Consider the following 18,965-nt stretch of genomic DNA (forward strand, 5'->3'; position numbering starts at 1 on the left):
TCAGACTATTTCAAGCGTTTTTGCCTTATTAACCAAGTCGACCAGGTTGGTTACATTTAATTTCGTAAGAAGCCTTAATTTGTAGGTACTCACTGTTTTTTCGTTTAAGTCAAGAATTTTGGCAATTTCCTTATTCTTTTTTCCATCGCTCAAATAGCGTAATACCTCAATTTCACGTGTAGAAAGTTTTCTGTACAAACGCTCTGATTTGTTTCTTTTTCCAATCAGGGCAAGATTTTTCTTTACGGTTTCGCTAAAAACAACAGCGCCTCCGTAAACTTTTATCAATGCGGATGCAAGATTTTCTAATTTGGAAGTTTTGTGGATGTAGGCTGAAACACCTGCTTTCAGAGCATTCGGGGCATACATTTGCTCGGAAAGATTTGTGAAAATCACAATCTTTGTTGAAGGATAATCTTTAACCATTCCTTTTATAAGGTTGATGCTGGACAGACCTTCCAAATCCAAATCCAAAATAACAATATCAACAGACTTTTTATTAAGAATATCTTCTAAAGTAGTAAAGTCTTCAGCATGGCCAACAATGCTGATTTCTGAATTGTCTTTAAAGTAGGATTTAATCCCGTAGTGGACGATGGGATGATTATCGGCTAAACATATTTTAATCATAATTCATTTTTTTTAAATTTAAACTGATAAATCTATAGTAAATTTAGTTAAATTTTTTCAAATCAAATAAAGTTGTGTGAAAATCATTTCAAATGTTTCGGAATTTCGCAAACAGGAATCGGAATCATTTTATGTTGATTTACGTAATTAAGTCTTTTATAGATTGAAAAAACTTCTGCTTTTCTTCCGGTAAAATCGGTTGCCTCTTTTCCTTGTTCAACGGCCTTCATGGCCCATTCCAATTCATCATAACTTGCGCCAAGCTGGTCTTCGTCGCTTCTGTCGTCTCCAAAAAGCCCGTCGGTTGGAGCAGCAATCAGAATGGATTTAGGAACCCCCATGTATTCCGCAAGCTGATATACTTCAGATTTCATCAAATCAGCAATAGGGCTTACGTCTACGCCACCATCGCCATATTTTGTGTAAAAACCTACTCCGAAATCTTCAACTTTATTTCCGGTTCCTGCAACCAGCCTTCCGTGAATTCCGGCGTGATAATATAAAGTAGTCATACGCAGGCGTGCCCTGGTGTTGGCGAGAGAGAGGTGTAATTTTTTTTCATCATCGCTGGCGGGAACTACACTTTTAAACATCTCAAAAACAGTCGTCAGATTGGTTTCAACACTTTCTACATTCGGATATTTCTTTTTTAATTGCTCAATATGCTCCCTTCCTCTGGAAACCTGACTTGGTGCCTGATGGATAGGCATTTCGACACAAAGGGTTGGCATGCCGGTAGCGGCACATAGTGTAGAAGTAACAGCAGAATCGACGCCGCCGGAAATTCCAACAACAAAACCGTTTACTTTTGCGTTTGTAGCATAGTCCTTAAGCCAATTTACAATGTGGGTGGTAACCTTTTCAGCCTGAAGCGTATTGTTTTTTTGCATTACAATTTTATTAATTAGATTGTTGAAGTGTATATTTGCACTTTAAATTTCGCCTATTAAAGTTAAAAAAAACAATTCATAATTTAAGGTTAAGATTTAATACAAAAATACTAACAAAAATATAAATGAGAAAACTTGCCTTTTTATTGATGTTCACTGTGTTTTTCGTCTCCTGTGACAAAAAAGATAAAGTGGAAAAAGCAATAGAAGAAGTTCCGGTGGAGCTTACTGTAGAACGTTTTGATAAGATTTTTTATGAATCGGACCCGAATGAGCTGTCAAAAATAAAACACCAATTCCCGTATTTTTTTCCCGCAGGAAATGAAGATACGGTTTGGACCAATAAGATGAAAAACCCGTTGCTTAAGCAAGTGCATGATGAGGTTCAGAAAAAATTTGGTAATTTTCAGAAAGAAAGAGGCGATTTAGAAGAGCTTTTCCGTCATATTAAATACTATTTCCCGGAAACGGGACTGCCAAAGGTCGTAACGCTGATTTCGGAAGTAGATACGGATAATAAAGTCATCTATACAGACAGCCTTCTGATTCTTTCATTAGATGTGTATCTGGGCAAAGACCATGAGTTTTATACTGGTTTCCCGGAATATCAAAGAAAGACTTTTGAAAAATCACAACTGCTTTCAGATGTGGTTTCGAGTTTTGCAATACGAAAAATTGTACCGCCAACAGACAGAACATTGCTTTCGCAGATGATTTACTTTGGTAAAGAATTGTACATGAAAGACCTGTTGATTCCGCAGATTTCAGATGCAGATAAAATTGGCTATACGCCGGAACAGATTGTATGGAGCCAGGAAAATGAAGGATACATCTGGCGTTATTTTGTAGATGAGAAACTATTATACGATTCTGACCCTAAATTGCCGGGAAGATTTATCAATCCGGCACCATTCTCCAAATTTTATCTGGAAATAGATAACGAATCTCCGGGACAGATAGGAAGATGGATAGGATGGCAGATAGTTCGTTCTTATATGAAAAACAATGACGTATCTTTGCAGCAATTATTGCAGACCGATGCAAAAGAAATTTTTGATAAATCCAAATACAAACCTAAAAAGTAATGTCTAAAAAAATAACCTCTGAAATAAAAATAACAGTTGAACTAGATGAAAACAGAGTGCCGGAAAAACTTTTCTGGGCAGCCCAGGATGGTGGCGTAGTTCAGGAAGAATCCAAAGCCATGATGCTTTCATTCTGGGACAGCAACGTGCAGGAAACGATGAGAATCGACCTTTGGACAAAAGACATGCCGGTTGATGAAATGAAGAAATTCTTTCACCAAAGCCTTGTTGCAATGGCAGATACTTTCCAAAGGGCTACAGACGATGAGAAAATGTCAGATACCATGAGAGATTTTTGCGATTATTTTGCAGAAAAAATGGATTTGAAAGCAAAATAAGTATTGCTGCAATGCAAAAAAAAGCGGACTCATATCGAGTCCGCTTTTTTTAAAAATTATTCAGGTCTTTGAATACTTCCGTATTGATTTCTTCTATATAGGTTAGCAGCTTTTCCTTTCCGGTTCCATCGGCAGAGGAGGTGATAAAATAGGGAGGCATTTCTTCCCAATTGCTCGCCAGAAGCTTTTTGCGATAGGCCGCTACGTGTGAATCGATTTTAGTCTTGCTGATTTTGTCGGCTTTGGTAAAAATGATACAGAAAGGAACTTCAATTTCTCCCAAATAAGTTATGAATTCCAAATCAATAGCCTGTGCTTCCAGACGGATGTCGATTAATACGAAAGCGCAGACCAGCTGCTCTCTCTTTTCAAAATAATCGGTAATGAATTTCTGGAATACTTCCTTGGTCTTTTTTGAAACCCGGGCATAGCCATAACCCGGTAAATCCACCAAAAACCAGTTGCTGTTGATTTTAAAATGATTGATAAGCTGTGTTTTTCCGGGTCTTCCTGAAGTTTTTGCCAGATTTTTATGATTGGTCAGCATATTGATTAGGGAAGACTTCCCTACATTCGACCTTCCAATAAACGCATACTCAGGAAGGCGTTCCTGAGGACATTTACTGACTTCGGAATTGCTTATAATAAATTCGGCGGAATTGATTTTCATAACAGTTATTCGATTTCTGCAAAGGTAGTCAAAAAAAATAACCGCGGTTTTCTGGAAAGGAATCCGTAAAACCGCGGTTATTTATATAGGCTAAAAAAATTATAGATGTGTCTTTTGCAGCCAATCGTGCATCAATCTGTTGAATTCATCCGGGTGTTCCATCATTGGGGCATGTCCGCATTTGTCAATCCAGTAAAGACTTGAGTTTGGCAATAACTGGTGGAATTCTTCAGCAACCTCCGGAGGTGTTACTTTGTCATTTTTCCCCCAAATGATGCAGGTAGGAACGTGCATTTTTGGTAAATCCTTTGCCATGTTATGGCGAATGGCGCTTTTGGCTATCGTTAAGGTTTTGATTAATTTGATTCTGTCATTGGCCATGGCATAGACTTCATCAACAATTTCTTTGGTGGCTATTTTTGGGTCATAAAAAACATCGCCGGCTTTTTTCTGGATGTATTCATAATCGCCCCGGCGCGGATAACTGTCACCCATGGCGCTTTCATAAAGACCCGAGCTTCCTGTTATTACCAGCCCAAGCATTTTTTCAGGATACATTTTGGTGTGGTACAGGGCAATATGGCCGCCTAATGAATTTCCTAAAAGTATCACACGCTCAAAACCTTTGTAGGTAATAAAATCTTTAACATATTTGGCAAAGGCTTTTACATTGGTTTTTAGGATGCTTTGCGTGTAGATGGGCAATTCGGGGATGACGACTTTATATCCTTGTTTTGGGAAATATTCTGCAACGCCGTCAAAATTGCTTAACCCTCCCATAAGTCCATGAAGGATAACGATGGGTGTTCCTTCACCGGTTTCAAAATATTTGTATTTACCTTCTTTTATTAAGTGTTCTTCCATTGATTGTTTTAGGCATTTCAAATTCACACAAATATATGATTTTATAGATAAAAACGAATTTTTGTATTGATAATTTACTTTTAAAATTTCAGCTTATTTTTTAATGCTGTAAGTAATTTCTAACGAAAACGTTTTTTCTGGGCCTTCGGAACCTAAAGTGGTATCAGTCAATTATTTCGGTTTTTTATTCTTGTGGTTTCGTTTTTAAAAATGCGTAAAATTTTTAATGTAAATCACAAATCTCTTATTGAATTTATCGGCAAAATTAAATTTAGCTAAAATATTAGCAATAAAACCTGATATTTTGAGTGGCTGATTTGTGTCGATTTCGAGTGTAATGTGGTAAAACTTATCAACAAAGTGGTAGATTGTGGTAAATTGTGGTAATTATTTTTCTACATTTGCTATGAAACAATGAAAAATGTAACTCATTGAATACCATTATCGGAACATATGAATGTAAGATGGATGCCAAAGGGCGTGTGCTTCTGCCTGCTCCTTTGAAAAAGCAGCTTACGGATTCATTGAATGATGGTTTCGTGTTGAAACGTTCCGTGTTTCAGCCTTGTTTGGAACTTTATCCAATGGCAGAGTGGAATTTGATGATGCAGAAAATCAATAAGCTGAATCGCTTCGTGAAGAAGAACAATGATTTCATCAGACGCTTTACTGCCGGAGTGAAAGTGGTGGAGATTGATAATCTGGGAAGGCTTCTGATTCCGAAAGACCTGACGGCTTTTGGAAATATCTCAAAAGATTTGGTATTGTCTTCGGCGGTAAATATTGTCGAAATCTGGGATAAGGACTTGTATGAAAAATCAATTTCAGGCGATGATGTAGATTTTGCAGATTTGGCTGAAGATGTAATGGGAAATATAAATGATGACGACAATGGAATATCATAATCCGGTTTTGCTGAAAGAAACTGTAGACGGTTTGGATATCAAGCCGGATGGGGTGTATGTGGATGTGACTTTCGGAGGCGGCGGTCATTCAAAAGAAATCCTGAGGCGTTTAGGGCCTGAAGGAAGGCTGTTTGCTTTTGATCAGGATGAAGATGCATTGGCGAATGCTCTCGATGACGACCGATTTACGCTGATTAATGAGAATTTCAGGTTTATCAAAAGGTTTTTAAGATTCCACAATGTGAAAAGCGTTGATGGAATTTTGGCTGATTTAGGGGTGTCTTCTCATCAGTTTGACGTAGCGGAAAGAGGTTTTTCAACGCGTTTTGATGCGGAGCTGGATATGAGAATGAGCCAAAAAAATGATTTGAGTGCTTATACCGTAGTTAATGGTTATGACGAGGCAAACCTGCGTCGTGTATTTTATGATTATGGTGAGCTGAAAAATGCTCCTGCCATTGCAAGGGTGATTTTAGAAGCCAGGGAGCACGGTGACATAAGAAATACAGAGCAATTAAAGATAGTCTTGGGTCGTTTTTTACCGGCGCACAAAAGCAATAAGATTTTGGCGCAGATGTATCAGGCTATCCGTATTGAAGTAAACCAGGAAATGGATGTCTTAAAAGAGTTTTTAGAGCAATCTCTGGAAATATTAAAACCGGGCGGACGCCTGAGCGTGATTTCCTATCACTCTCTTGAAGACCGTTTGGTGAAAAGATACATCAAAAACGGAATGTTTGAAGGTGAGCCGGAACGTGATTTCTTCGGGAATTTTTCGGTTCCATTCAAAACAATAGGGAAATTGATTGTTCCTGATGAAGAAGAAATCAGGGTAAACAACAGGGCGAGAAGTGCAAAATTGAGGATAGCAGAAAAGATATAGTATTTAGATGTAAGATTTATGATTTAAGATTTTAGTTAATGGGTCAAACTGGCCAAAATCATAAATCCAAATCATAAATCAAAAAATCCAAAATCATAAATCAGGAAATGAAAGGTGGAATCTACAGCATATTAAAAGCAAAATTTCTCATTAACGATGATGCGGCTAAAAATTGGCAGTTCATCATCTTTTTGATTGTACTGGCTTTGATAATGATTGCAAATTCCCACAATTACGAGCAGAAAACATACAGGATTACCGAGTTGGACAAAGAAGTAAAAGAACTGCGTTCGGAATTTGTAGACAGGCGCTCTGAGTTGATGAAGCTGAAAATGGAATCGACAATTTCCCAGAAAATGGAAGTCAAAGGAATTTTTCCATCATCTGTTCCCCCAAAAAAAATTAAGGTATTAAAAGAAAAAGAAAAAGGCTTTTTTGAAAAGTTATGGCAGTAGAAGAAAAAAATATTTCTTACAGGATTTACCTCGTTGCATTTGCAATCGTGGTGATGGCTACTGGAATAATCGTAAAGCTGACCAATATTCAGTGGGTTGAGGGTGATTATTACAGGAAGCTGGCGAAAGACCGCACTGTGAAAAATTTTGTGATTCCTGCCAACAAAGGAAATGTGTATTCTGCAGACGGAAGTCTTTTGGCTACTTCCATTCCAAATTACACCATCCGGTTTGATGCCGTAGCACCTAAAAAGGAAGATTTTAATAAAAATATTGAAGCGCTTTCCGATTCACTTTCGGTGTTGTTGGGTAAGCCAAGTTCTCATTATCTCAATGAATTCCGTAAGGCAAAAGCCAATAAAAACAGATATATGCTGTTGGCAAGAGGATTGAGTTACACAGAATATATGAGAGTGAAAACTTTCCCGCTGTTTAACTTGGGAGCCAATAAAGGCGGCCTGATAGCAGAGCAGAAAACGGTAAGGGAACATCCAATTGGCATGATTGCCCAAAGAACAATTGGTTATGAAAGAGAATATGTAGACGGCGGAGTTGATGGAAAAGGAATCGAATGGGCTTTTAAAGATTATATCAACGGTAAGGACGGAAAAGTACTGAAGCAGAAAATCGCCAAAGGGCAATGGAAGCCAATCAGCGATAACAACCAGGTAGAGCCTCAGGACGGATATGACATTATTTCTACAATTGATGTTTACATACAGGATATTGCCCACCATGCTTTGCTAAAGCAGTTGGAGTATTATGAAGCAGAACACGGATGTGTGGTTGTGATGGAAACTAAAACAGGCGAAGTAAAGGCGATTTCAAATCTTGGAAGGACAGAAGACGGCAGTTATTCCGAAACGCTGAATTATGCAGTGGCAGAATCTCATGAACCGGGTTCTACTTTCAAACTGATAGACCTGATTGCCCTTTTGGATGATAAAAAAGTAGATACAAGCCAGATATATGACAGTCGTGGTGGTGACATTACCTACCATAACAGACACGTAAGAGATTCGAAAAAAGGCGGCTACGGAAAAGTTTCATTGGCAAGAGGTTTTGAACTTTCTTCCAATACAGTGATGGTGCAGGCGGTCTATGAAAATTATAAGGACAACCCGATGGAGTTTGTCGGAAGAATTAATAAAATGGGACTTAACAAGCCGTTAGGGTTGCCTTTCAAAGGCGAAGGGGTTCCGTTTATTCCACAGCCAAAAACAAAACGATGGAATGGTACGTCACTTCCATGGATGGCTTTTGGTTATGGGGTTTCAATGACGCCATTGCAGTCGCTTACGGTTTACAATGCCGTTGCAAATAATGGTGAAATGGTGAAGCCAATCTTTGTAAAAGAAATCAAAGAATGGAACAAAACCATCAAAAAATTTGACAAGGAAGTCATCAACCCAAAAATATGTTCTGATGAAACCTTGAAAAAAGTCAGAAAAGTTCTTGAAAATACGGTAAAAAAAGGAACGGGTTCCAAATTGTATTCCAAAGACTTTTCAATGGCAGGAAAAACAGGAACGGCGCAGGTAGATTATGCCAAAGGAAAACATACAGATGCAATGTATTATGCTTCGTCATTTGCAGGATATTTTCCGGCAGACAATCCAAAATATTCCTGTATTGTCATCATCCATAAACCAAGCAAAAGCAAAGGTTTTTATGGAGGTGATGTGTCCGGACCGGTTTTCAAAAGAATCGCTCAGAAGATTTTTACCGATGTACCGTCAACCAATGAAATTAAAAATCTGAATAGAAAAAGCATCAACCAGGAAAAGAATTATGCGAAATATTCCGATTTGGTTTCGAAAGAAACAATCCCGAATGTGCAGGGAATGGCAGGAATGGATGCCGTAGCGCTTTTTGAGAACATGAAAATGAAAGTTAAAGTTATCGGAATCGGAAAAGTGAAAAAACAATCCATCCCGCCGGGTGAAGCCATAGTAAAAAACAGAACCATAATATTAGAATTATCGTGATTATTCTAAAAGATATATTATACAAAGTTGCAATTGAAGCTGTAAAAGGTTCGACGGAAATTGCTATCAATGCCATCAATTTCGATTCAAGAAAAATTGAAAATAATGATGTATTTATAGCTATTCGTGGAACTGTTGCAGACGGACATGAATATATAGAAACAGCTATAAGCAAAGGAGCAATCGCAATTATCTGTGATACTTTTCCGGAGAATATAGTTTCAGGGGTGACTTATGTGCAGGTAAAAGACACGAACAGAGCTTTGGCTTTTATTGCTTCGAACTATTATGGAAATCCATCGGCTAATTTGAAATTGGTAGGTATTACAGGAACAAACGGAAAAACAACCATTGCATCCCTGCTCTATCAATTGTTCAAAAAAGCCGGTTATAAGGTAGGATTGCTTTCTACGGTAAAAAATGTCGTGGACGATGTGGAGTACAAGTCGATGCTTACTACTTCAGATTCCATTACAATTAATAAGTTCTTGAAAGAAATGAACGATGTGGGAGTAGAATATTGCTTTATGGAGGTAAGCTCGCACGGAATCGCACAGAAAAGAACCGAAGGATTGCAGTTTGCAGGTGGGGTCTTTACAAATCTTTCGCACGATCATTTGGATTATCATAAAACATTTGCAGAATACCGCGATGTCAAAAAAACATTTTTCGACCAGTTGCCAAAAGGCGCTTTCGCCCTGGTAAATATCGATGACAAAAACGGACCGGTCATGCTGCAGAATACCAATGCAAAAAAGCTGACCTATGCTCTAAAATCATATGCCGATTACAGAGCGCAGATTTTAGAAAACCAGCTTTCCGGACTTTTGCTGAAAATTAATGAACAGGAAGTTTGGGTTCGGTTGATAGGGAATTTTAATGCCTATAATTTGCTGGCTATTTATGGAACGGCTGTCGAATTAGGCCTGGATACTATGGAAGTTTTGAGATTGTTGTCAGAACTGGAAAGTGTGTCGGGGAGATTCCAATATATCGTTTCTAAAGGAAATATTACCGCTGTTGTTGATTATGCACATACACCGGATGCTTTGGAAAATGTATTAAAGACAATCGACGATATCCGAACTAAAAATGAGCAGCTTATAACAATTGTAGGTTGTGGTGGCGACAGAGATAAGACCAAGCGCCCAATAATGGCAAACATTGCGTCAACATTGAGTGACAAGGCAATACTGACTTCAGATAATCCGAGAACGGAAGACCCTGAAGCCATTATTTTAGAAATGGAAAAAGGCGTTGAGCCCCAAAACTATAAAAAAACACTGGCTATCGTAGATAGAAAGCAGGCTATAAAAACAGCTTGCCAGTTGGCACAGCCAAAAGATATTATACTGATTGCAGGAAAAGGACATGAGACCTACCAGGAAATTAATGGTGTGCGCTATGACTTTGACGATATGAAAATTGTAACAGAACTTTTAGAACAATTGAATAAATAGAGAATCTATGCTATACTATCTATTTGACTATTTAGACCAGATGGACATTCCGGGAACAGGAGTTTTCCAATACATAACGTTTCGTTCCGGACTGGCAATCATACTTTCGCTATTGATTTCGACAGTCTTTGGTAAAAAGATTATCAACTTTTTGAGAAGACAGCAGGTTGGTGAAACGGTTAGAGAGTTGGGTCTTGCAGGACAAAATGAAAAAGCAGGAACACCTACCATGGGAGGGCTCATTATCATCGTCGCTACGTTAGTGCCGGTCGTGTTATTGGCCAAATTGAATAATATCTATATCCTGTTACTGATTGTCACCACGCTTTGGATGGGAACCATTGGATTTATAGATGATTATATTAAAATTTTCAAGAAAGATAAAGAGGGGCTTAAAGGGAGATTTAAAGTTATCGGACAGGTTGGTTTGGGATTGATTGTAGGAACAGTTTTGTATTTTCATCCAAGTGTTACGGTAAGAACGGATACAGGCAACACTAATATTTTTGCTACAAATCAGACAACCGTTTCGGCTGTTCCGTTGGAAGAAAAATCTACCGCTACAACAATTCCGTTTTTCAAGGACAACGAATTTGATTATGCAGAACTGCTTTCTTGGGCAGGAGATAATTATAAGGATTATGCCTGGCTGATTTTTATTCCGGTTGTGATTTTTATCATCACTGCCGTATCTAACGGAGCCAATCTTACAGATGGGATTGACGGTCTCGCCGCAGGAACATCGGCTATTTCGGTCATTGCACTCGGAATTTTCACTTTTGTATCCGGTAACATTATTTTTTCGAATTACCTGAACATAATGTATATACCGAATTCGGGCGAAATGACGGTCTACATTGCCTCCTTTGTCGGAGCACTCGTCGGATTTCTCTGGTACAATACCTATCCGGCAACCGTATTTATGGGTGATACAGGAAGTTTAACCATAGGTGGAATTATCGCTGTTTTAGCTATTGCAGTCAGAAAAGAATTAATGATTCCGGTATTGTGCGGTATTTTCCTCGCAGAAAATCTCTCCGTCGTATTACAGGTGTCTTATTTTAAATATACAAAGAAACGTTTCGGCGAAGGCCGGAGAATATTTTTGATGTCGCCATTGCATCACCATTACCAGAAGAAGGGTTACCACGAAAGTAAGATTGTAACCCGCTTCTGGATCGTGGGAATCTTATTGGCAATTCTGTCAATCGTAACCCTAAAATTAAGGTAAATGGAAAAACGACTGGTCATTTTAGGAGGTGGAGAAAGCGGTGTCGGCACGGCAATTCTCGGAAAGAAAAAAGAATACGACGTTTTTGTGTCGGATTTTGGGAAAATAAAAAACAATTACAAAGAAGTTCTTGGTCTTCATGGCATAAAATGGGAAGAAGAAAAGCATACGGAAGATTTGATTCTGAATGCAGATGTGGTGATGAAAAGCCCCGGAATTCCTGAAAAATCTCCAATAGTAAAAAAACTTATGGAGAGAGGCATACCGGTCATTTCTGAAATTGAATTTGCGGCCCAATACACAAAAGCATTAACAGTTGGAATCACCGGAAGCAACGGAAAGACCACTACCACCATGCTGACCTATCATTTGCTGAAACAGGGAGGACTCAATGTAGGATTGGCAGGAAATGTAGGCAAAAGTTTCGCCTGGCAGGTTGCAGAAGGAAAACACGACATATACGTTCTTGAATTAAGCAGTTTTCAACTCGACGGAATTATAGATTACAAGCCGCATATTGCCATAATCACCAATATCAGCCCTGACCATTTAGACCGGTACGATTACGATTACGGAAAATACATCGCCGCAAAATTCAGGATAACGGAAAACCAGACAGAAGAAGATTACCTGATTTATGATGCTGATGACGAAGCCATCCATAATTGGCTTAAAATGAATAAAACAAAAGCGCAACTGCTGCCTTTTTCAATGACAAAAACAATAGAAAACGGAGCCTTTGCAAAAGAAGATACAATCAATATAAACATCAATAACGAAGAATTTGTTATGCCACAAGACAAACTAGCCTTAGAAGGAAAACACAATGTGAAAAATGCAATGGCAGCCGCTACGGTTGCGCAATTATTGCGAATCAGAAAATCCACAATCCGTGAAAGCCTTTCTGATTTTCAGGGTGTAGAGCATCGTTTGGAAAAAGTGCTTAAAATTCAAAACGTGCAATATGTGAACGATTCAAAAGCAACGAATGTAAATGCTGCATTTTATGCTTTGGATAGTATGAACACCCCAACAGTATGGATTGTAGGTGGTGTTGACAAAGGCAATGACTATTCGGAATTGATGCCTTTGGTGCGTGAAAAAGTAAAGGCAATTATTTGTCTGGGTATTGACAACAAAAAAATTATTGATGCTTTTGGTGATGTTGTTGATGAGTTGATTGAAGCCCAGAACATGAAAGATGCTGTAAAATATGCACAAAGAATGGCAGAAAAAGGGGATACAGTATTGCTTTCTCCGGCTTGTGCCAGCTTTGACCTGTTTGAAAATTATGAAGACAGAGGAAGGCAGTTCAAGCAGGCAGTCCAAAATCTGTAACGATTACTGTTTTTAGATAAAAGAAAATAAAGAAAGGGAATTATGAAAGAGTTTATAAACAATCTTAAAGGAGACAAGGTCATTTGGGCATTCATCGCCCTGTTGGCTTTGATTTCGTTTATGCCTGTTTACAGCGCGAGTAGTAATTTGGCATACAGTGCAAACGGGTCAGGAAACACTATGAGTTTTTTGATAAAGCATTTTGCACACGTTGGAATCGGATTCCTGATAGTCTACATGGTACACAAAATTCCGTACCATTATTTCAAAGCCATCTCTATGATTGCTTTGCCAATCGTAGGATTGCTGTTGCTGTATACGCTCTTGCAAGGGAAAACAATAGGCGGCGCAAACGCAAGCCGCTGGATTCAGATTCCGTTTGTGGGTATCAGCTTCCAGACATCAACATTGGCTTCTATGGTGCTGATGATTTATGTGGCAAGATACCTGGCTAAAAAACGTGAAGTAGAAGATACGTTTAAAAAATCTGTAATCGAGTTATGGCTCCCGGTTTTTGCAATCATAATGCTTATACTGCCTGCCAACTTTTCTACCGCGGCATTGATATTTTCGATGGTGGTTATGTTGGTTTTTGTAGGGAAATATCCCTTGAAATATCTGGGACTTGTTATTGGAGCGGGAATCGTGGGTCTGACCTTATTTATCTTGCTAGCGAAAAACTTTCCTGATGCTTTTCCAAACCGTGTAGATACCTGGGTTAGCCGTATTGAAAATTTTACAAGCGACAAGCCGGATGAAGATAACTACCAGATTGAAAAAGCAAAAATTGCAATAGCCACTGGCGGGATTTATGGTGTGGGGCCGGGAAAAAGTATCCAGAAAAATTTTCTGCCACAGTCTTCTTCAGATTTTATCTATGCGATTATTGTGGAAGAAAATGGGTTGCTTGGTGCGCTCACGGTAATGTTCTTATATATCATGCTTTTTATTCGGTTCCTGATTGCTTCGCATAAGGCAAATACGCTGTTTGGAAAACTGTTGGTTGTTGGGTTAGGATTTCCAATTGTATTCCAGGCACTCATAAACATGGCAGTTGCCGTTGAATTATTACCGGTAACAGGACAAACTTTGCCGCTCATAAGTAGTGGAGGAAGTTCAATCTGGATGACTTGTGTTTCATTAGGAATTATATTAAGTGTAACCAAGAAAGATGAGGAAATTGCTCAGGAAAATCTTGAAAGGGCGCAAAGAGAAGAAGCGCTTCAAAGATTGATTGAAAGGGAAATGAATGGTGAAAACAATCCGGATGAAGATACGGCTGTTGAAAATAAAGAGCCGCAATATGCAATTGAAGATGTAAGCGACAACCCGATGAAAGCGGTGATGGGGAAGTGATTCGAGATTTAAGGTTGCAGATTTTAGATTTAAGATACAGTTTGAAAAGTGAATCAGTGTAATCTGAGTAATCAGTGGCAAAAAAAAGACTTGAGATATAAGATTTAAGAGGGCAGGTTAATCTGCGAAAAGAAAATAAAAAATGCAGAAATTAAAATTCATATTAAGCGGAGGCGGAACTGGCGGGCATATTTACCCGGCAATTGCCATTGCTAATGAATTAAAAAGCCGTTTCCCGGATTGTGAAATCCTATTCGTAGGAGCAAAAGACAAAATGGAAATGCAAAAAGTTCCGCAGGCCGGTTATCCTATCAAAGGATTGTGGATTGCAGGAATACAAAGAAGGCTAACGCTTGACAACATGATGTTTCCTTTTAAGCTTATGGATAGCTTGCTTAAATCAAGAAAAATTATAAAGCAATTTAAGCCAAATGTAGCCATCGGAACAGGAGGATTTGCCAGCGGGCCATTGTTAAAGGCAGCAGGCTCGGCAGGAATCCCGACTGTAATACAGGAACAGAATTCCTATCCGGGAATTACAAACAAGTGGCTGAGCGGCAACGCCAGCAAAATATGCGTGGCTTATGAAAATCTGGAACGGTTTTTTCCAAAAGACAAAATAGTTTTCACAGGAAATCCGGTCCGTCAGGATTTGATAGACATAAAAGGAAAGAAAAAAGAAAGCAGGGACTATTTTAAACTGGACCCGGATAAAAAAGTGTTACTGGTTTTGGGTGGAAGTTTAGGCTCCAGAAGAATCAACCAGCTAATTGCAAAAGAATTGGTGAATTTTATATCACAGGATGTACAGGTAATCTGGCAATGCGGAAAATTCTATATTGAAGAATACAAACACTTCGATGAAAAAGAAAACGTACAGGTAAAGGCATTTATTGACAGGATGGATTTGGCATATGCAGCTGCCGATCTGATACTGTCCAGAGCAGGAGCATCGTCTGTTTCTGAGTTGTGTTTGGTAGGGAAACCGGTAATTTTTATTCCATCGCCTAATGTGGCTGAAGACCATCAGACAAAAAATGCAAAAGCTATTGTTGATAAAAAAGGAGCGCTGATGATGAAGGAAAACGAATTGGATACCCAATTCACTTCAACTTTTAACAAGCTTTTGGAAGACAAAGCCTTACAGGAAAGCCTGGGGGAGAACATAAAAAAAATGGCAATGCCAAATGCAACAAAAGACATTGTTGATGAAATAATAAAATTAATTGAAAGTCAAAGGTAATAAGGTCAAAAGTTGTTAAGACAAAAGTAATAAAGACAAAAGTTGTTAAGACAAAAGTCATAAAGGCAAAAATCTTTAGACTTTAAAACTTTAAGACTTTAAGACTTTGTAACATTAGACTAAAAAATAAAAAAAATGAATTTGAATCAGATACATAACGTTTATTTTATCGGAATCGGAGGCATCGGAATGAGCGCTTTGGCGCGCTATTTCAAGGCTATCGGTAAAAGCGTATCTGGATATGACAAGACGGAAACTGAGCTGACAAAAGAATTGGAAGCTCTTGGAATCGAAATTCATTTTGAAGACAGCATTTCTTTGATTCCCAAAGACTATTATGCAGAAAACACGCTGGTTATAATAACCCCGGCAGTTCCAAAAACGCATTCAGAATGGAACTATTTTCTGGAAAGAGAATATCAGGTCAAAAAAAGAGCAGAAGTACTGGGAATAATTACAAAAGGCACCTTTTGTTTTGCAGTTGCGGGAACACATGGAAAAACTACTACATCAAGTATTTTAGGGCACATCCTATATGAAAGTGGAGCAGATGTAACGGCATTTTTGGGAGGAATCGTAGAAAACTATAATTCCAACCTGATTGGCAGCGGAAAAACCGTAACGGTTGTTGAAGCAGATGAATTCGACCGTTCCTTCCTGCATCTATATCCGGACATCGCCTGCGTGACATCTATGGATGCGGACCATTTGGATATTTATGGCGATACGGCTTCTATTGAAGCATCGTTTGTAGAATTTGCCGATAAGGTAAAAGACAAGAAAAAACTATTTGTTGCAAAAGGACTTCCGCTTGAAGGAATCACCGTTGCAGTTAATGATGAAGCAGACTATAAGGCTTTCAATATACGAATTGAAAACAGCACTTATGTTTTTGACGTACAGACACCGTCAGAAGTTATAAAAGACATACGGTTCAATTTGCCGGGAAAACACAATTTAACGAACGCCCTTATCGCTTTGGCAATGGCATATACTTACGGCACCCCGACCGAAGCCATTGCCAAAGCATTATTTTCATTTCAGGGTGTAAAACGTAGGTTTTCCTATCAGATTAAAGAAAAAAACAGAGTTTATATTGATGATTATGCCCATCATCCGACGGAAATAAACGCAGTACATCAGGCGGTTTCTGAACTCTATCCGCAAGACAAGGTTCTGGCTGTTTTTCAGCCGCATCTTTTTAGCAGAACCAAGGATTTTATCGATGGTTTTGCCTCAAGCCTTTCGGCTTTTGACGAAGTAATCCTGTTGGATATTTATCCCGCAAGAGAACTTCCGGTAGAAGGAGTAAATTCAGCATGGTTGCTGGGGAAGATTGATAATCCGAATAAAAAACTGGTGTCAAAAGACAGCCTGATTTCGGAAATTTTGAAAAGTGATGCCCGTGTTGTTGTTACAATAGGAGCAGGTGATATAGGAGAATTAGTGAAACCAATTAAGCAGGCTTTGCATGAAAAAGTTTAACTGGACAAACATTAAATTGGTGCTGATGTTCGCATTGGTAATTTTTCTGTATTCATTTACTTCGAAGAGAAATGAACAACGAAAATTGAAAAAATCTGTAGTGGAATTTGTCAATGAAAACAGCCCATTTATTACACAAGAAGCGGTTAATAAATTGTTAATAGAAAATAATGCAGCCCCTACGAGCATTCAAAAAGATGAGTTAGATTTGAATAAGTTGGAGAAAAACCTCAATAATCACAATGTGATCGAAAAGTGTGACGTATTTGTGAGTGTTGATGGTGTCCTAAAAGCAGTGGTGAAACAAAAGACGCCGGTAGCCCGGGTGTTTGACGATAACGGTTCTTTTTATATTGATTATGAAGGACATGAGATGCCGTTATCTGATAATTTCACTGCCAGAGTTCCAATGGTTACGGGGGGGATTAGCAGTAAAAATAAAGAAGAACTGAACAAAGTTTTTCGTTACATCTATGACGATGAGTTTTTGCATAAAAATATCATTGCCATACAGGTTTTGCCGAATGGAAGCCTGAAAATGATGAACAGAAATTTTGATTATGTTATCGATTTCGGAAGAACCATCAATGTAGACAGGAAGTTCAAGAATTATAAAGCCTTTTTTCAAAAGGCAATTCAGGACAGTTTGATAAATAAATACAAGACAGTAAATCTGAAGTTTACGCAACAGGTAGTGTGCACCAAAAATTAGGATATGGAAAAAGAGAGCATTGCAGTAGGTTTAGACATTGGGACAACCAAGATTGTCGCTATGATTGGCAAGAAAAATGAATACGGAAAACTTGAAATTTTGGGTGTTGGAAAATCCAAGAGCCTGGGTGTTGCAAGAGGTGTTGTTAACAATATTACACAGACAATTCAATCCATCCAACAGGCTGTGCATGAAGCTGAAGTGGATTCGGGTTATAAAATAAAAGATGTGGTGGTGGGTATAGCCGGCCAGCACATCAGAAGTATTCAGCACAGTGACTACATCAGCAGAAGCAATCCTGAAGAAGTAATCAGTGAAAATGATATTGATTTGTTAATCAATCAGGTTCACAAGCTGGCTATGCTTCCGGGTGAAGAAATCATCCATGTCCTGCCGCAGGAATTTAAAATTGACGGACAGGCAGAAATCAAAGAGCCAATCGGAATGTACGGAGGAAGACTTGAATCAAGCTTCCACGTTGTGGTTGGACAGGCTTCTTCTATCAGAAATGTTGGTCGCTGCATTAAGAGTTCAGGTCTTGATTTATCAGGTTTGACATTAGAACCATTGGCTTCTGCAGATGCGGTATTGAGCCAGGAAGAAAAAGAAGCGGGTGTTGCCCTGATTGATATTGGAGGTGGAACTACAGATCTTGCTATTTTCAAAGACGGAATTATTCGCCATACGGCAGTAATTCCTTTTGGCGGAAATGTAATTACCGATGATATCAAAGAAGGATGTTCCATTATAGAAAAACAGGCAGAGCTTTTAAAAGTGAAGTTTGGTTCAGCATGGCCGGGCGAAAATAAAGACAATGAAATTGTCTCGATTCCGGGTTTGAGAGGAAGAGAACCGAAAGAAATCTCTTTGAAGAATTTATCAAAGATTATTCATGCCCGTGTAGTTGAGATTATTGACCAGGTTTTTACAGAAATCAAATCCTACGGACACGAAGACCCTCGTAAGAAACTAATAGCAGGAATCGTTCTGACAGGTGGAGGAGCCCAATTAAAGCACATCAAGCAATTGGTAGAATATATTACCGGAATGGATACAAGAATCGGTTATCCAAATGAACATCTGGCAGGAAATTCAGATGAGGAAATTTCAAGTCCGTTGTATGCTACTGCTGTTGGATTGGTGATGAACAGTATCAGAAACAATACCAGAAGCGCGGTTCCGTTGAATCAGGTAGAAGTTGAAAAAGCGCCTCCGGTTCAGGTTCATAAAGAAGTGGTTGTAGAAACTTCAAACCATTATGAAGAAGAAGTAATCGAAGAGCAGCCTAAAAAAGTAGAACAGTCCAAATCTGTTTCTACAGAAGGCAGGATGAAAAAGTCATTCTTTGACAAATACATCGACAAGATAAAAGAGTTTTTAGACAATGCAGAATAGGGCATAATTGCCAGACAGAAATTAAAAAGAAAAGGAA

At 38.6% G+C, this 18,965-nt stretch carries 18 protein-coding genes; 14 read left to right on the forward strand and 4 right to left on the reverse strand.

Going from position 1 to position 18,965, the window contains the following annotated elements; all coding sequences use genetic code 11:
- Both B0G92_RS05320 and nadE read right to left on the reverse strand, forming a co-directional pair.
- Window positions 1-630: a response regulator transcription factor gene (locus B0G92_RS05320; protein WP_056068294.1), complete on the reverse strand. Its 630-nt coding sequence runs from the start codon at window positions 628-630 to the stop codon at window positions 1-3.
- Between the two features lie 83 nt (window positions 631-713).
- Window positions 714-1,520, reverse strand: coding sequence for an NAD(+) synthase (gene nadE, locus B0G92_RS05325; RefSeq protein WP_101471340.1), 807 nt, complete (start codon window positions 1,518-1,520; stop codon window positions 714-716).
- A 125-nt stretch (window positions 1,521-1,645) separates the two neighbouring features.
- Here nadE and gldB point away from each other — a divergent pair, with 125 nt between their 5' ends.
- On the forward strand, window positions 1,646-2,605 hold the full coding sequence (gldB, locus tag B0G92_RS05330) for a gliding motility lipoprotein GldB (protein ID WP_101471341.1): 960 nt from the start codon (window positions 1,646-1,648) through the stop codon (window positions 2,603-2,605).
- On the forward strand, window positions 2,605-2,943 hold the full coding sequence (gene gldC, locus B0G92_RS05335; RefSeq protein WP_056068299.1) for a gliding motility protein GldC: 339 nt from the start codon (window positions 2,605-2,607) through the stop codon (window positions 2,941-2,943). Before gldB ends, gldC begins: the two co-directional genes overlap by 1 nt.
- 49 nt (window positions 2,944-2,992) lie before the next feature.
- On the opposite strand, the gene yihA is transcribed toward gldC, so the two are convergent.
- Together yihA and B0G92_RS05345 are read right to left on the reverse strand one after the other, a co-directional pair.
- A complete protein-coding gene (gene yihA, locus B0G92_RS05340; protein ID WP_056068301.1) occupies window positions 2,993-3,613 on the reverse strand; it encodes a ribosome biogenesis GTP-binding protein YihA/YsxC in 621 nt (206 codons plus the stop codon).
- A gap of 99 nt (window positions 3,614-3,712) precedes the next feature.
- A complete protein-coding gene (locus tag B0G92_RS05345) occupies window positions 3,713-4,477 on the reverse strand; it encodes an alpha/beta fold hydrolase (protein WP_056068303.1) in 765 nt (254 codons plus the stop codon).
- Between the two features lie 431 nt (window positions 4,478-4,908).
- On the opposite strand from B0G92_RS05345, the gene mraZ reads away from it, so the two are divergent.
- From mraZ to ftsA, 12 genes are all read left to right on the forward strand, one after another.
- Complete coding sequence (gene mraZ, locus B0G92_RS05350) at window positions 4,909-5,382, forward strand: division/cell wall cluster transcriptional repressor MraZ (protein WP_101471342.1); 474 nt, start codon at window positions 4,909-4,911, stop codon at window positions 5,380-5,382.
- Window positions 5,357-6,265 (forward strand): 16S rRNA (cytosine(1402)-N(4))-methyltransferase RsmH, encoded by a 909-nt coding sequence (gene rsmH / locus B0G92_RS05355; RefSeq protein ID WP_180326400.1) that lies wholly within the window; start codon window positions 5,357-5,359, stop codon window positions 6,263-6,265. The genes mraZ and rsmH overlap by 26 nt, the downstream gene beginning before the upstream one ends.
- Before the next feature lie 107 nt (window positions 6,266-6,372).
- Window positions 6,373-6,720, forward strand: coding sequence for an FtsL-like putative cell division protein (locus B0G92_RS05360; RefSeq protein ID WP_056068307.1), 348 nt, complete (start codon window positions 6,373-6,375; stop codon window positions 6,718-6,720).
- A complete protein-coding gene (locus tag B0G92_RS05365; RefSeq protein WP_056068309.1) occupies window positions 6,711-8,708 on the forward strand; it encodes a penicillin-binding protein in 1,998 nt (665 codons plus the stop codon). Before B0G92_RS05360 ends, B0G92_RS05365 begins: the two co-directional genes overlap by 10 nt.
- Window positions 8,705-10,168, forward strand: coding sequence for a UDP-N-acetylmuramoyl-L-alanyl-D-glutamate--2,6-diaminopimelate ligase (locus B0G92_RS05370; RefSeq protein ID WP_180326401.1), 1,464 nt, complete (start codon window positions 8,705-8,707; stop codon window positions 10,166-10,168). Before B0G92_RS05365 ends, B0G92_RS05370 begins: the two co-directional genes overlap by 4 nt.
- A 7-nt stretch (window positions 10,169-10,175) precedes the next feature.
- On the forward strand, window positions 10,176-11,399 hold the full coding sequence (gene mraY, locus B0G92_RS05375) for a phospho-N-acetylmuramoyl-pentapeptide-transferase (protein ID WP_056068314.1): 1,224 nt from the start codon (window positions 10,176-10,178) through the stop codon (window positions 11,397-11,399).
- Window positions 11,400-12,737, forward strand: a complete 1,338-nt coding sequence (gene murD / locus B0G92_RS05380) for a UDP-N-acetylmuramoyl-L-alanine--D-glutamate ligase (RefSeq protein WP_101471343.1) — start codon at window positions 11,400-11,402, stop codon at window positions 12,735-12,737.
- A gap of 42 nt (window positions 12,738-12,779) precedes the next feature.
- The gene (locus B0G92_RS05385; protein WP_101471344.1) at window positions 12,780-14,093 is read left to right on the forward strand and encodes an FtsW/RodA/SpoVE family cell cycle protein; all 1,314 of its coding nucleotides are present in this window, start codon (window positions 12,780-12,782) and stop codon (window positions 14,091-14,093) included.
- Window positions 14,094-14,235: 142 nt separating this feature from the next.
- Window positions 14,236-15,336 (forward strand): undecaprenyldiphospho-muramoylpentapeptide beta-N-acetylglucosaminyltransferase, encoded by a 1,101-nt coding sequence (gene murG / locus B0G92_RS05390; RefSeq protein WP_101471345.1) that lies wholly within the window; start codon window positions 14,236-14,238, stop codon window positions 15,334-15,336.
- A 135-nt stretch (window positions 15,337-15,471) separates the two neighbouring features.
- Window positions 15,472-16,821, forward strand: a complete 1,350-nt coding sequence (murC, locus tag B0G92_RS05395; RefSeq protein ID WP_101471346.1) for a UDP-N-acetylmuramate--L-alanine ligase — start codon at window positions 15,472-15,474, stop codon at window positions 16,819-16,821.
- Complete coding sequence (locus tag B0G92_RS05400; protein WP_101471347.1) at window positions 16,808-17,533, forward strand: cell division protein FtsQ/DivIB; 726 nt, start codon at window positions 16,808-16,810, stop codon at window positions 17,531-17,533. Before murC ends, B0G92_RS05400 begins: the two co-directional genes overlap by 14 nt.
- A gap of 3 nt (window positions 17,534-17,536) precedes the next feature.
- Entirely contained in the window at window positions 17,537-18,928 is a 1,392-nt protein-coding gene (gene ftsA, locus B0G92_RS05405; RefSeq protein ID WP_101471348.1) for a cell division protein FtsA, read from the forward strand.
- Window positions 18,929-18,965: the final 37 nt, after the last annotated feature.

The sequence above is a fragment of the Flavobacterium lindanitolerans genome (genome assembly GCF_002846575.1).
Lineage (GTDB): Bacteria > Bacteroidota > Bacteroidia > Flavobacteriales > Flavobacteriaceae > Flavobacterium > Flavobacterium lindanitolerans.

Coding starts and splice junctions, on each gene's coding strand:
- B0G92_RS05385 (WP_101471344.1), top strand. CDS start 12,780: ATGAAAGAGTTTATAAACAATCTTAAAGGAGACAAGGTCATTTGGGCA.
- murG (WP_101471345.1), top strand. CDS start 14,236: ATGCAGAAATTAAAATTCATATTAAGCGGAGGCGGAACTGGCGGGCAT.
- gldC (WP_056068299.1), top strand. CDS start 2,605: ATGTCTAAAAAAATAACCTCTGAAATAAAAATAACAGTTGAACTAGAT.
- B0G92_RS05365 (WP_056068309.1), top strand. CDS start 6,711: ATGGCAGTAGAAGAAAAAAATATTTCTTACAGGATTTACCTCGTTGCA.
- murC (WP_101471346.1), top strand. CDS start 15,472: ATGAATTTGAATCAGATACATAACGTTTATTTTATCGGAATCGGAGGC.
- murD (WP_101471343.1), top strand. CDS start 11,400: ATGGAAAAACGACTGGTCATTTTAGGAGGTGGAGAAAGCGGTGTCGGC.
- ftsA (WP_101471348.1), top strand. CDS start 17,537: ATGGAAAAAGAGAGCATTGCAGTAGGTTTAGACATTGGGACAACCAAG.
- B0G92_RS05345 (WP_056068303.1), bottom strand. CDS start 4,477: ATGGAAGAACACTTAATAAAAGAAGGTAAATACAAATATTTTGAAACC.
- mraY (WP_056068314.1), top strand. CDS start 10,176: ATGCTATACTATCTATTTGACTATTTAGACCAGATGGACATTCCGGGA.
- B0G92_RS05360 (WP_056068307.1), top strand. CDS start 6,373: ATGAAAGGTGGAATCTACAGCATATTAAAAGCAAAATTTCTCATTAAC.
- B0G92_RS05320 (WP_056068294.1), bottom strand. CDS start 630: ATGATTAAAATATGTTTAGCCGATAATCATCCCATCGTCCACTACGGG.
- nadE (WP_101471340.1), bottom strand. CDS start 1,520: ATGCAAAAAAACAATACGCTTCAGGCTGAAAAGGTTACCACCCACATT.
- B0G92_RS05400 (WP_101471347.1), top strand. CDS start 16,808: ATGAAAAAGTTTAACTGGACAAACATTAAATTGGTGCTGATGTTCGCA.
- gldB (WP_101471341.1), top strand. CDS start 1,646: ATGAGAAAACTTGCCTTTTTATTGATGTTCACTGTGTTTTTCGTCTCC.
- rsmH (WP_180326400.1), top strand. CDS start 5,357: ATGATGACGACAATGGAATATCATAATCCGGTTTTGCTGAAAGAAACT.
- yihA (WP_056068301.1), bottom strand. CDS start 3,613: ATGAAAATCAATTCCGCCGAATTTATTATAAGCAATTCCGAAGTCAGT.